The following is a 12,309-nucleotide window of genomic DNA, read 5'->3' on the forward strand; positions in this document are numbered from 1 at the left end:
CCGCCCCCTTTCGGGGACGGGCCGCTCTTCTGTGTGTCGGATCAGACCAGGTCGAACCGGTCGAGCTCGGTCACCTTGCCCCACGCCTTGACGAAGTCACGCACGAACTTCTCGTTCGCGTCATCCGAGGCGTACACCTCGGCGACGGCGCGCAGCTCCGAGTTCGAGGCGAACAGCAGGTCGACACGGGTGCCGATGCCGACCGGCTCGCCGGAGCCGTCCTTCGCTCCCGAGAACGCGTGCGAACCCGGGTCGAGCGGCTTCCACGTGGTGCCGAGGTCGAGCAGGTTCACGAAGAAGTCGTTCGTGAGCACGCCCTTGCGGTCGGTGAACACACCGTAGTCCGAGCCGTCCCAGTTCGCACCGAGCACGCGCAGACCGCCCACGAGGACCGTCAGCTCGGGAGCGCTCAGCGTGAGCAGGTTCGCCCGGTCGATGAGGTGGTGCTCCTCGGGCATGAATGCCCGCGGCCCGTAGTAGTTGCGGAACCCGTCGGTGATCGGCTCGAGGAAGGCGAACGACTCGACGTCGGTCTGCTCCTGCGTGGCGTCGGTGCGACCCGGGTGGAAGACCACCTCGGCCTCGACGCCGGCGTCCGCCGCCGCCTTCTCGACCGCCGCGTTGCCGGCGAGCACGATGAGGTCGGCGAGCGACACTTTCTTGCCGTCGGTGCGTCCGTCGTTGAACGACGCCTGAATCTGCTCGAGCTTCGCGAGCACCGTCGCCAGCTGGGCGGGCTTGTTGACCTCCCAGTCCTTCTGCGGCGCCAGGCGGATGCGCGCGCCGTTGACGCCGCCGCGCTTGTCGCTGCCGCGGAACGAGGATGCCGCGGCCCACGTGGTCTCGACGAGCTCCGCGACGCTGAGACCCGAGTCGAGGATCTGCGCCTTGAGGGCTGCCGCGTCTGCCGCGTCGATCAGGTCGTGGTCGACGGCGGGGACGCGGTCCTGCCAGAGAAGCTCCTCGGCCGGGACCTCAGGTCCGAGGTAGCGGGCGATCGGGCCCATGTCGCGGTGCGTGAGCTTGAACCACGCACGTGCGAACGCGTCGGCGAACGCCTCCGGGTCATCCTTGAAGCGGCGCGAGATGGCGTCGTACGCCGGGTCGGTGCGCAGCGCGAGATCGCTGGTCAGCATGCGCGGCTCGCGACGGCCGTTGGAGTGGGCCAGCGGCACCATGTCGGCGCCGCCGTTGTTGATCGGCCGCCACTGGTGGCCGCCGCCCGGGCTGCGCATGAGCTCCCACTCGTACGCGTAGAGGATGTGGAAGAACTCGTTGTCCCAGCGGGTGGGGTGGTACGTCCACGTGACCTCGAGGCCCGACGTGATGGTGTCGTCGCCGTGCCCGGTGCCGTGGTTGTTCTTCCAGCCGAGGCCCTGCTGCTCGAGGCCGGCAGCCTCGGGGTTGTCCTCGATGTTGGTGTCGGGCGCCGCGCCGTGCGTCTTGCCGAACGTGTGGCCACCGGCGATGAGAGCGACGGTCTCCTCGTCGTCCATGGCCATGCGGCCGAAGGTCTCGCGGATATCGCGCGCCGAAGCCAGCGGGTCGGGGTTGCCGTTGGGGCCCTCGGGGTTGACGTAGATGAGGCCCATCTGCACGGCGGCGAGGGGCTTCTCGAGCTCGCGGTCGCCCGAGTAGCGCTCGTCGTCCAGCCAGGTGGTCTCGGGACCCCAGTACACGTCGGCGTCCGGCTCCCACACGTCGGGCCGGCCGCCGGCGTAGCCGAACGTCTGGAAGCCCATGGACTCGAGTGCCACGTTGCCGGCGAGGATCATCAGGTCGGCCCAGGACAGAGACTGGCCGTACTTCTTCTTCACCGACCACAGCAGGCGGCGAGCCTTGTCGAGGTTGACGTTGTCGGGCCAGCTGTTGAGCGGCGCGAAGCGCTGCTGCCCGGCGCCGCCACCGCCGCGACCGTCCGTGACGCGGTACGTGCCGGCACTGTGCCACGCCATACGGATCATGAGGGGGCCGTAGTTGCCGAAGTCGGCGGGCCACCAGTCCTGCGACGTCGTGAGGGTCTCGGCGATGTCGGCCTTGACCGCCGCGAGGTCGAGCGACTCGAATGCGGCCTTGTAGTCGAAGTCCTCACCGAGGGGGTTCGCGACCGCGGGGTTCTTGGCCAGGATCTTGAGGTTCAGCTGGTTGGGCCACCACACGCTGTTGGCATTGCCGGTCGTGGGATGGGGCTGGCCGCCGTGGATCACGGGGCAGCTCTCGGACTCGTTCGGGCGGGGGCGGGTCTCGCCGTCCTCGCGCTCGTCGACCGGGGTGTCGATCGGCGTGACCGCCTGATCGGCGTCGGTGGGGTTCTCGCCGATCTCCGGGATCGTGTCGTTGGTGTCGGTCATGAGCTTCCTTCCATCGGATGGGCTAACGGGTTCGGATAGGAGATCAGGATGCTGCGGGCACGCGCGCCGTGGCCTCGCGACGGTCGCCCGGTTCGTCGGCCGCCGCCGCGGCGCAAGAGGGGCACACGCCCCAGAAGGTCACCTCGGCGGCCTTGACCGCGTAGCCGTGGGCGTCGGACGGCGTCAGGCACGGGGCATCCCCGACGACGCAGTCGACGTCCTGGACAGCGCCGCACTCGGAGCAGATGAGGTGGTGATGGTTGTCGTCGACGCGCAGTTCGAACAGGCCCGGCCGGCCGGCCGGCTCGATCCGGCGGGCGAGCCCCGCGTCGACGAAGTCGCCGAGCGCGTTGTAGACCGACTGCAGGCTCGTGCCGGGAATCGTCCGGGCGACGATGCCGAACAGCTCCTCGGCGCTCGCGTGGGGGCGCTCCATGAGCGCTTCGACGACCGCCCGCCGGGAGTCGGTGACCCGCAGTCCCGCCGCGCGCAGCCGTGCCGCGGAGTCGAAGACGTCGGGCGGGTTCACTCCTCCAGCCTAGCGTTGTTTTGATCTATTCAAAACAGTGGTACGCAGCATCCGCCTCCCCTCTCCCCGGTTGACTTGCCCGGAGACGGAGGCGCGGCGGAACCGGGCCGCGGAGGCGCCCGGGGAGGAGCTCAGCCGGCGACGAGGGTCGGCGTGCCGGCTTCGTACTCGGTGAGGTCGCCGCTCTCGCCCAGGCGGTGCGCGCGACGCCCGACCACGAGCATGTAGACGAGGAACAGGGCCAGCGCGCTCGCGCCGATGCCGATCTTCACCGGCCACGGCCACGGCTGGGCGGTCACGAACCCCTCGATGATCCCCGAGAATCCCAGGGCGATGACGAGGCCGATCGCGATCGTGGCGAGCGATCGACCGGCGGCCGCCAGGGAATCGCCCCTCGAACGCGGGCCGGGTGCGACCCAGGCCCAGAAGATCTGCAGTCCCGCCGCCCCCGCCACGAAGATGCACGTGAGCTCGAGCATCCCGTGCGGGAGGATGTAGAGCACGAACACGTCGCCGCGGTCGAATGCGGCCATGATGGCCGCGGCCGTTCCCACGCCGACGGCGTTCTGCACGAGCACCATGATGGGCCACACGCCCGTGATGCCGAACAGCACGCACTGCGCTGCGATCCACGCGTTGTTCGTCCATACCGTGCCTGCGAAGACGGCCGCCGGGTTCTCGCTGTAGTAGTCCGTGAACTCGTTCTCGACGTAGTGCTCGAGCTGCGCCTGACTGCCGAGGCTCGCCACCAGCGCGGGGTCGCCCGCCACCCACAGCGCCACCACCGTCACGACCGCGACGAAGCCCAGCGCGATGGCGAGCGTCGCCCAGCGCACGCGGTACAGCGCGGCGGGCAGCTGCAGTGCGAAGAAGCGCGGAATCTGGCGCATGACGTTCTCGGGAGCACCGGTGAGGCGCAGCCGGGCACGCGCGAGCATCGTGGAGATGTGGTCGCCCTGGATGCTGCGCCCCGCGGATGTCTTCGCGTCCGCGAGGTCGGCCGATGCGGCGCGGTAGCGCGTCACGAGCTCATCGACCTCGGTCCCCGAGAGGCGTCGTGCACGGCTCAGCTCGTCGAGCCGCGCCCACTCCTCGCGCCGGGCAGCCGTGAGCGCATCGAGGTCCATGTGTTTCACTGTAGCCATGACCGCTGAGCGCCCCGCGATCGTCGACATCCACCAGGACGAGGTGCTCACCGGTGAGGCTGTCGCGCTGGACGTGCAGCCGCTCGGCTACTTCCTGCGCGCGCTCGGGGTGCTGATCGACATGCTGCTCGGGGTCGCCGTGCTGCTGCTGTTCGCCTGGGGTATCGGCTGGCTGCTAGGCCTCGGCGCCCTGGATGAGGCCATCGTGCCGATCCTCACGATCGTCGTGCTCGTGCTCGTCATGGTCGTGATCCCGACGGTGGTCGAGACCACCACGCGGGGGCGCAGCCTCGGCCGCCTCGCGGTGGGCGGTCGCATCGTCCGCGCCGACGGGGGCGCCGCCGGCTTCCGGCACGCCTTCATCCGCGCGCTCGTCGGCGTGTTCGAGCTGTGGTTCACCGTGGGTGCCGTCGCAGCCCTGGTGGGAGCGTTCACTCCGCGGTCCCAGCGACTCGGCGACCTCCTGGCCGGCACCTACTCCGAGCGCACGCGCACCCCGCGACTGCCCGACGTCTCGTTCGGCATCCCTCCCGTCCTCGCGGACTGGGCGGTGATCGCCGACGTCGCGCGCCTCCCGGAGCGCCTCGCCCGGCGTCTCGCGCAGTTCGCCCGCTCGGCCGCGAACATGGAGCCGGCCGCACGCGCGCGGGTCGCGGCATCCCTCGCCCGAGAAGCAGCCGAGCACGTCTCACCCGTGCCGGCCGTCGACCCCGAGACCTTCCTCATGGGCGTCGTCACGGTCCGGCGCGAGCGCGAGCTTCGCGCGCTGCGCCTCGAGACCGCCCGCGCCGACGCACTCGCTGCGCCGGTGTCGGCCCCGCCCCGCGGCTTCCCCGAGCGCTGATTCCGCGGGAGCCGCCTCAGTAGCGGTAGTGGTCCAGCTTGTAGGGACCCTCGACCGGCACGCCGATGTACGACGCCTGCTCGGGCGTCAGCTCGGTGAGCTGCACGCCGAGCGCGTCCAGGTGCAGTCGCGCGACCTTCTCGTCGAGGTGCTTCGGCAGCGTGTACACCGCGGTCGGGTACTCGTCGCGCTTGGTGAACAGCTCGATCTGCGCGAGCACCTGGTTCGTGAACGATGCGCTCATGACGAACGACGGATGCCCCGTGGCGTTGCCGAGGTTCAGCAGCCGGCCTTCGCTCAGGACGAGCACGCTGCGTCCGTTCGGCAGACGCCATTCGTGCACCTGCGGCTTGATCTCGACCTTCTCGGCGCCGGGCAGCGCCTCGAGGCCCGCCATGTCGATCTCGTTGTCGAAATGACCGACGTTGCCGACGATCGCGAGGTGCTTGAGCTTCAGCAGGTCGTCGGTGGTGACGACATCCTTGTTGCCGGTGCCCGTGATGACGATGTCGGCCTGTCCGGCGACATCCGTGAGACGCGCCACCTGGTAGCCGTCCATCGCGGCCTGCAGTGCGCAGATCGGGTCGACCTCGCCGACGATCACCCGCGCACCCTGGCCGCGCAGAGCTTCGGCGGCCCCCTTGCCGACGTCGCCGTAGCCGCACACGAAGGCCACCTTGCCGCCCATCAGCACGTCGGTCGCACGGTTGATGCCATCGGGCAGCGAGTGGCGGATGCCGTACTTGTTGTCGAACTTCGACTTCGTGACCGAGTCGTTCACGTTGATCGCCGGGAACAGCAGCTCACCGGCCGCCGCGAGCTCGTACAGCCGGTGCACGCCGGTCGTCGTCTCCTCCGTCACCCCGAGCAGATCCGCCGCCATCCGTGTGAAGCGCTGCGGATCGCGCGCGATCGACGCCCGCAGCGTGTCGAGGATGATCCGGTACTCGGCGTTGACAGCTTCTCCGGTCCCTGAGCCTGTCGAAGGGTCCGGAACCGAACCCGACTTCTCGAACTCGACGCCCTTGTGCACGAGGAGGGTCGCGTCACCGCCGTCGTCGAGGATCATGTTCGGCCCGTCGAAGCCCTCGGCCGACCAGTCGAAGATGCGGTCGGCGAGGCGCCAGTACTCCTCGAGGGTCTCGCCCTTCCACGCGAACACCGGGATGCCGGCGGGGGCGTCGACCGTGCCCGTCGGACCGACGACGACCGCTGCGGCCGCTTCGTCCTGCGTGGAGAAGATGTTGCAGCTCGCCCAGCGCACCTGTGCGCCCAGCGCGACGAGAGTCTCGATGAGCACGGCGGTCTGCACCGTCATGTGCAGCGAGCCGGCGATGCGCGCGCCTTTCAGCGGCTGCGACGGGCCGAACTCGTCACGCAGCGCCATGAGGCCCGGCATCTCGTTCTCGGCGAGGCGCAGCTGATGCCGTCCCGCCTCGGCGAGCGAGAGGTCCGCGACCTCGTACTCGAACCCTTCAACGGGCTCCGGGAGTGCGGACGTGGAAGGCGCGGCGACGGGAGTGTGGGTCGGCATCCGCCCATTCTCCCACGCCGGCTCAGGCGCGGAGGGTCTCGTGCCGTACGACGACCCAGCCCTTGGGCACCGAGAGGCGGTCGGTGTGGATCGCGCACAGATCGTGCGCGTGCGGGTCGCCGCCGATGCCGAGCGGACCGAGTGCCGCCATCTGGTCGCCGTAGTCGTAGGTGAGGGTCGACACCGCCTCACGGGCGCAGCCGACTTTGGAGCACACTCTCTCACGCATCGGCTCGACGCTACCGTGGCCGAGCAGCGAGGAGACGGATGCCGCGCCGCGGCGCCTCAGCCGCGTGCCGGTCCGCTCAGCCGCCCGGGCTCGGAGATCCGCCCAGAGTCGGATCAAGCGCCGGGAAACTTCCGACTCGCGGCAGATCCCCGGGCACCCGGCATCCACCCAGGCCCGGGGATCCGCCCAGAGTCGGATCCAGCGCCGGGAACCCCCGAACCACGGCAGATCCCCGAACGAGGGCGGATGCCGCTCCCTGAAGCCGCGGTTCTAGGATGGGGGCATGGCGTGGCGGCGGACCCGGACCAGCGAACGCACGCAGGCGCGTGCGTCCCGTCACGGACGCCATGGCCGCGAGGGCCGAAGCCCTGTCGTGCGGCCGCCCCTTCCGCCGCTGGACACCCGCGTCGACCGCTTCGACCTCTCCGTCGGCACCGCGGCGGAGTTCCTGCGCTCCGCATGGCCCGAACTGCGCGACGTGCGCTTCGAGGTGGCCGACATGCCGGCCGCGACAGATGACGACGGCATCCCGCGCTGGACCGTGCTGCCCGACGCCGGGCGCATCATCCTGTACCGCCTGCCGATCGAGCGTCTCAGCCATCTGCACCGCGATGACGAGCTGCACCGGCGCATGCTCGTCGAGGGCGCCGTCTTCCGCGCGGCGGCGGAGTACCTCGACCGCGACCCGTGGGACCTGGGCCCGGAGCGCTTCCGGTACTTTTGACGCGGCTCGGATCAGTGCGAGCGCTAGCGAGCGTTGATGCGAGCCGGGTCAAGGTTGAGCGAGCGAAGCGAGACGAAACCCCGCGCCGTGGGATGCCAGAAGGCGACTCAGGGGTAGACGACGATCTCGGCCGTCGCGACGTCCGACGGCCACACCGGCACACCCGCCAGCGCCCCGTCACCGGCGAAGGATAGGCCCGCCCGCACCGGCGCCTCCGGCTCGAACCGGTACACCGTGCGCGCCGAGAGGCGCACGCTGACCGACCCGCTCGCGGGGACGGTGACTTGCAGCGGCGATCCGCCGTCGACCGCGGTGACGGTGACCGCGACCGGCTCACCGGACGGGTTGACCACCGAGAGCGCCGGCGTCGGTCCGCCCGGCGTCGCGAACAGGGAGCTCACCGACACCTCCGGCGCCGGGGTGTACCACGCGAAGTCGTCGCCTGCGCCGACGCCGGTCGCCTGCCACACCGCGGCCACCACGGGGGCGTCGGCGTCGATGGCGACGGTGTACGACCCGGCGGTCAATCCGTCCAGTGCCAGCTCGATCGGCTTGCCGGCCTCGAGCGCGACCTCCTGCGGATCGCGCAACTGCCCGGTGCTGCCGACCGCGGTCACCGTGACATGGGCGGTCGCGGCAGCGGAGGGCGACAGCATCCGCAGCACCGTCACGTCGTCGTCGGCGTCCGGCGCAGGGCTGCCCGCGGCGCCGTCCTCGGCACCCGACCGACGCGACACGGTGATGCCGGTGATGACCTCCGTCGTATCGGCCTGCGCCACGGGACCGACCTGGTCGACGCCGCCGGGGGTGAGCGTGCGCGTGATGCTCGCCTGCAGCGACGCGCGGATGGGCGCGCCCACGGCCGAGACGCGCACCACCGGGGTCTCCTCGCCGAGCGCGATGCCCGCGAGCGGGACCACCCGCTGCGTGCCGGGCGCGACCACGAGGTCGACACCGCCCGGCGGCGTCTGCGCGCCGGCCGCGCCGAAAACGGTGAGCTGCACCGTCGCCGGAACGGTGCCGGGGTTCGCGAGCAGCACGAGGTCGGCCGCGCCGGTGGCGCCGGAACCGCCCACCAGCCACGAGTCCAGCAACGGCGGGCGGCACGCTGAGGCAGCGAACCCGGCGAGGTCGTCGGCGGACGCCGTCGCCGCCCCGCTGGCCGCCACGTCCACCGCTTGGTCGTCGATCGGCGGAGCCGTGTACGCCAGCGGCCCCGGTCCGACATCGGTCGTCTCGAGCCGCTGCTCGGTGGGCGGCGCTCCTTCGGCCACGCCCACCACGACCGACTGGGGGGCCGCGATGGAGATGTCCGCGGCATTCGTCGGATCGCGTCCGATCGACAGCAGCGCGCCGTCACAGGCGACCACGGAGGCTGCAGGCGCCGGAGTGGCGGGCACGCTGAGCGGCTCTCGGACCACCGTCGGCCACGGCACCGATACGGCTGTGACCACCGCCACGACCGCGCAGATCGAGATGATGGTGCCGATCAGGAGACGGGCACTCGTCGGCGCCCAGCGGAAAACGCGTCGGTCGCTCATCGGCCCTCCTGCCAGTGGGGTCCTACCACGCGCGGGGTTCTTCGCGCTTCGCGGAGGGAGGTCGCCGTCGGCAGCGCGAGCAGCAGTGCGATGCCGAGGATCGCGAGCTGTCCGAACGCGATCCACCGCGCGAGGGTCGTGGCCGAAGGCGCCTCCGCCGGCCGCGGCCCGATCTGGTCGACGACGCGCCAGAGTTCGCCCTTGGCGGTGTCGCCTACGACGACGAGCGTGTCGCGTTCCCCGAGGGCCGTCATCGCCGAGAGCCGCATCGTGCGGGCGGCATCGCTCTCGGGCGGCGTGGTCGGCGCCAGCAGGATGAACCGGATGCCCCGGTCGCCGAGCTCTGCCACGACGTCCTCCGACGAGGGGGTGACCAGATCGGCGGCGAGCGCGGCGAGCTCCTCGTCCTGCGGTGAGGCCTGGGTGCGCGTCGACAGCAGCGTTGTCTGGCCGCCGATGGTCTCGCTCGCCCCCCACACCACCTGGGCCGCGACGCCGGCGTCCGCCTGCGGAGTCAGCACGATGGTGCCGACATCGGCGTTCTCGCGCCCTTCGGCGGCGACGAAGGCGGGGAGGGTGCTCGCCGGGCCGTTCGCGATCGTCGCCGTGCCCTGAGTGAACGAGACGAGCGACGGCACGGCGAGCGTCACCGCGGCCGCGAAGACGAGTGCGGCCGCGAAGCCGCGCAGGAGTGCGACGCGCGGCGCGAGGCCGGCGTCGAGTGCGACGAGGGCACCACCGACAGCGCCCAGCCACGCCAGGCTCAGTCCCGTGCCCGGCCAGAGCGGCACGGTGAGCGACTGCACGACCGACACCGACACGCCGACCGCCGCGAACGCCGTGCCGAGGCCGAGCGCCGTGACGACGAGCAGCACGATCCCCACCGCCCACCGCTGCGTCAGCGGCGCGGCGAGCGCGAGCAGGGCGAGCGGCACGCTGAGCAGCGGCACCCACCAGGTCGGTCCGTCGGGAAGCAGGGTGGTCCATCCTGCGAGGTCGGGGGTGGGGATGCCGGCGGCCAGGAGTGCCCGGCCCGACGCGTCTGCGGCGACCTGAGGCCCGGGCCAGGGCACACCGGGGTCGGCGAGAAGCCCCCAGGCACGCCCGTGCGCGAGCGCGTTCCATACCAGCGGCAGCGCCACCGCGAGCGACGGGATCAGCGTCCACACCAGACGGGCCACCCCGCGGCCGGCGCGCAGCACGACGGCGAGGAGCACGGCTCCGAACCACAGCACCGCCATGGCCGGAGTCAAGGACGGCGCGGTCGCGAGCACCCCAGCGAGAAGGAGCGAGGCCGCACCCGCACCGGCCCACGACCGGTGGGCGACCGCGCCCGCGTAGAACAGCCAAGGCAGAAGCAGATGCAGAAGCACCCCGGTCGGACGTCCCTGGGTGAGTGCGACGAGGAGGGCGGGCGACAGCGCCCACACCGCACCGCCGAGCAGTCGCAGGCTCGAGCGCTCGGTGACCCGCGTCGCGGCGAACCAGCCGCCGAGCGCGGCGAGCGGCAGCGCGAGGACCCACAGCAGTACGAGGGCCCGCGACGGCGCCCACGGCCAGAGCGATCCGAGCACAGCCACGACGGCGGCGAAGGGATCAGCGGGACCGACGGTGTCGAGCCCGAGCGCGCGCTGCCCGTACGCGGCGTCGTTCCACAGCTGCCCGACGGTGTTCGCGAGCGGCTGGAGGGCGCCCCCGCCGAGCACGGGCCACGCCAGCAGTGCGGGGAAGGCGGCGACCGAGACGGCGAGCGCGGCGAGGACGAGCCAGGCGCCGCCTCCGGCGAAGAACCTCAGGTCGCTGCGCCGATGGCCGCCGATCGCGACCTCGGGATCGTCGTCGAGCCGCTCCCGGAGTTCGGCCTGCGTTGTCCGCAGCGGCGCCAGCTGCGCCCACGATGCCGTGCGAGCCCGCGCGATGCGCCGACGCGCACGCCAGACCGGCACGATGCCGACGAGCGCCACGGCCGCCGCGGCCCACTCCGAGGCGATGCGGCCCGGCTGCTTGCGGACGAGATCCACGATGGTGCGCCACAGCGCGAGCGGCAGGAGAGACAGCCAGTGCAGCGGAGTGGCGACGGCGGGCGCGTACGCCATCCGTCGGCGGAGCTGCGCGACCCGCTCGGCGTAGACCGCACGCCGCCGGCGCTGCGGCGTCAGCGGGACCGGCAGCCCCGCCACACCGTCGCCCGCCGTGGCGACGAGCGCGCTCGGCACGAGCGACACCCGCCCTCCGGCACGTCGCGCCCGCACTCCGAGATCGAGCCCCTCGTCGGCACCCGCCAGCCCACGATCGAGACCGCCGAGCCGGATCCACGCATCCGAACGGACGAGGATGCCGCGCACGTCGGCGCCGAGCACATCCTCCTGTGCGTCGTGCTGGCCCTGGTCGAGCTCGTCGTCGGCGAGACCCACCGCGCGGCCGAACCGGGTCATGCTGACCCCGAGCGAGGCGATCTCGGAACGGTCGTCCCACCGCACCAGTTTCGGCGCCACGAAGGCGACCGACGGCGACAGCTCGAGCGCTCCCGCCAGCCGGGCGAGCGCGTCGGGCTCCGGCGCCGTGTCCTGAGCGAGCAGCCAGAGGGCTCCGGATTCGCTCTCCCCCGCGCGTCCAGCCTGGGCAGCGCTCTTGGGCAGAGACGCGAGCGCTGTCGCCGCAGCGAAGCCGGTCGAGGCCGGAGCCTTCACGACGGACGCCGCGCCCGCGGCATCCGCCAACTCGAACAGGCGCTCGTCGCCACCGCACACCACGATCGTGAGAACGTCGACCGGCCGCGTCTGCTCGGCGAGCGCCGCGAGAGTGCGTCGCAGATGGAAGGCCGCCGGCGTACGGCCGTCGGGACGCACCACGAGCACAGCGTGAATCCGATTCGACGACGGACTGGACGACGGCACCGTGCTCGACGGCGGACTGGACGACGGCGCACTGGTGCTCGACGGCACAGGGGTCGGTGCTGCGGTGGGCATGTCCTGGTCAGCCTAGGCGCGGGTGTCCGTGACCCCGGGCGAACGCGCCGGGTCGGCCGGATCGAACCGGCCGACCGGCGTGCGTTTCAGCCCGCTCGACGCTTCAGCTTGCGACGCTCGCGCTCGCTGAGACCGCCCCAGATGCCGAACCGTTCATCGTTCTGCAGCGCATATTCGAGGCATTCGCCTCGCACGTCGCACGACGTGCAGATGCGCTTCGCATCACGCGTGGAGCCGCCCTTCTCAGGGAAGAACGCCTCCGGATCGGTCTGCGCACACAGTGCGTCGGTCTGCCATGCGAGCGGATTGTCCTCTTCCGCGCCGATGTTGCGGCGAACCCCCGGTACCCCCAGTTGAACCGGATCGACGAACCAGTCGTCGGGAACGCCGGAACGGTATTGAGAAACCGTCATGTCGTTCTCACCCCCCGTGATCCTGCTCCA

Annotated in this window: 10 protein-coding genes; 2 read left to right on the forward strand and 8 right to left on the reverse strand. The window is 71.6% G+C overall.

Translation table 11 applies throughout. The features are described from left to right. Positions 1 to 41: 41 nt before the first annotated feature. The 3 genes from katG to NCG93_RS10985 form a co-directional block, all read right to left on the reverse strand. Positions 42 to 2,351, reverse strand: a complete 2,310-nt coding sequence (gene katG, locus NCG93_RS10975; RefSeq protein WP_206687607.1) for a catalase/peroxidase HPI — start codon at positions 2,349 to 2,351, stop codon at positions 42 to 44. Between the two features lie 43 nt (positions 2,352 to 2,394). Then, positions 2,395 to 2,880, reverse strand: coding sequence for a Fur family transcriptional regulator (locus tag NCG93_RS10980; RefSeq protein ID WP_194414093.1), 486 nt, complete (start codon positions 2,878 to 2,880; stop codon positions 2,395 to 2,397). Between the two features lie 131 nt (positions 2,881 to 3,011). Continuing rightward, positions 3,012 to 4,007: a stage II sporulation protein M gene (locus NCG93_RS10985; RefSeq protein ID WP_194414094.1), complete on the reverse strand. Its 996-nt coding sequence runs from the start codon at positions 4,005 to 4,007 to the stop codon at positions 3,012 to 3,014. Positions 4,008 to 4,023: 16 nt separating this feature from the next. Between NCG93_RS10985 and NCG93_RS10990 the strand changes: the two genes are divergently transcribed. Next, positions 4,024 to 4,869 carry an RDD family protein gene (locus tag NCG93_RS10990; protein ID WP_194414095.1) on the forward strand — a complete coding sequence of 282 codons (846 nt, stop codon included), beginning with the start codon at positions 4,024 to 4,026 and terminating at the stop codon, positions 4,867 to 4,869. Between the two features lie 16 nt (positions 4,870 to 4,885). Here the strand turns inward: NCG93_RS10990 and ahcY are convergent, their stop codons facing one another. Together ahcY and NCG93_RS11000 are read right to left on the reverse strand one after the other, a co-directional pair. Beyond that, a complete protein-coding gene (gene ahcY, locus NCG93_RS10995) occupies positions 4,886 to 6,403 on the reverse strand; it encodes an adenosylhomocysteinase (protein ID WP_194414096.1) in 1,518 nt (505 codons plus the stop codon). Between the two features lie 22 nt (positions 6,404 to 6,425). Beyond that, complete coding sequence (locus NCG93_RS11000) at positions 6,426 to 6,632, reverse strand: DUF3499 family protein (RefSeq protein WP_194414097.1); 207 nt, start codon at positions 6,630 to 6,632, stop codon at positions 6,426 to 6,428. A 283-nt stretch (positions 6,633 to 6,915) separates the two neighbouring features. Between NCG93_RS11000 and NCG93_RS11005 the strand changes: the two genes are divergently transcribed. Then, positions 6,916 to 7,356 carry a metallopeptidase family protein gene (locus NCG93_RS11005; RefSeq protein WP_194414098.1) on the forward strand — a complete coding sequence of 147 codons (441 nt, stop codon included), beginning with the start codon at positions 6,916 to 6,918 and terminating at the stop codon, positions 7,354 to 7,356. Between the two features lie 107 nt (positions 7,357 to 7,463). Here NCG93_RS11005 and NCG93_RS11010 read toward each other — a convergent pair whose 3' ends face one another. From NCG93_RS11010 to NCG93_RS11020, 3 genes are all read right to left on the reverse strand, one after another. Next, on the reverse strand, positions 7,464 to 8,897 hold the full coding sequence (locus NCG93_RS11010; RefSeq protein ID WP_194414099.1) for a DUF5719 family protein: 1,434 nt from the start codon (positions 8,895 to 8,897) through the stop codon (positions 7,464 to 7,466). Continuing rightward, positions 8,894 to 11,749, reverse strand: coding sequence for a glycosyltransferase (locus tag NCG93_RS11015; protein ID WP_252787516.1), 2,856 nt, complete (start codon positions 11,747 to 11,749; stop codon positions 8,894 to 8,896). Before NCG93_RS11015 ends, NCG93_RS11010 begins: the two co-directional genes overlap by 4 nt. 203 nt (positions 11,750 to 11,952) lie before the next feature. Then, on the reverse strand, positions 11,953 to 12,279 hold the full coding sequence (locus NCG93_RS11020) for a WhiB family transcriptional regulator (protein WP_284445015.1): 327 nt from the start codon (positions 12,277 to 12,279) through the stop codon (positions 11,953 to 11,955). Positions 12,280 to 12,309 lie beyond the last annotated feature (30 nt).

This window comes from Microbacterium yannicii, assembly GCF_024055635.1.
Lineage (GTDB): Bacteria > Actinomycetota > Actinomycetes > Actinomycetales > Microbacteriaceae > Microbacterium > Microbacterium yannicii.

Excerpts from the sequence above, each read along its gene's own strand:
- NCG93_RS10985 (WP_194414094.1), bottom strand. The coding sequence starts at position 4,007 with ATGGACCTCGATGCGCTCACGGCTGCCCGGCGCGAGGAGTGGGCGCGG.
- NCG93_RS11000 (WP_194414097.1), bottom strand. The coding sequence starts at position 6,632 with ATGCGTGAGAGAGTGTGCTCCAAAGTCGGCTGCGCCCGTGAGGCGGTG.
- NCG93_RS11005 (WP_194414098.1), top strand. The coding sequence starts at position 6,916 with ATGGCGTGGCGGCGGACCCGGACCAGCGAACGCACGCAGGCGCGTGCG.
- NCG93_RS11020 (WP_284445015.1), bottom strand. The coding sequence starts at position 12,279 with ATGACGGTTTCTCAATACCGTTCCGGCGTTCCCGACGACTGGTTCGTC.
- katG (WP_206687607.1), bottom strand. The coding sequence starts at position 2,351 with ATGACCGACACCAACGACACGATCCCGGAGATCGGCGAGAACCCCACC.
- NCG93_RS11010 (WP_194414099.1), bottom strand. The coding sequence starts at position 8,897 with ATGAGCGACCGACGCGTTTTCCGCTGGGCGCCGACGAGTGCCCGTCTC.
- NCG93_RS10990 (WP_194414095.1), top strand. The coding sequence starts at position 4,024 with ATGACCGCTGAGCGCCCCGCGATCGTCGACATCCACCAGGACGAGGTG.
- ahcY (WP_194414096.1), bottom strand. The coding sequence starts at position 6,403 with ATGCCGACCCACACTCCCGTCGCCGCGCCTTCCACGTCCGCACTCCCG.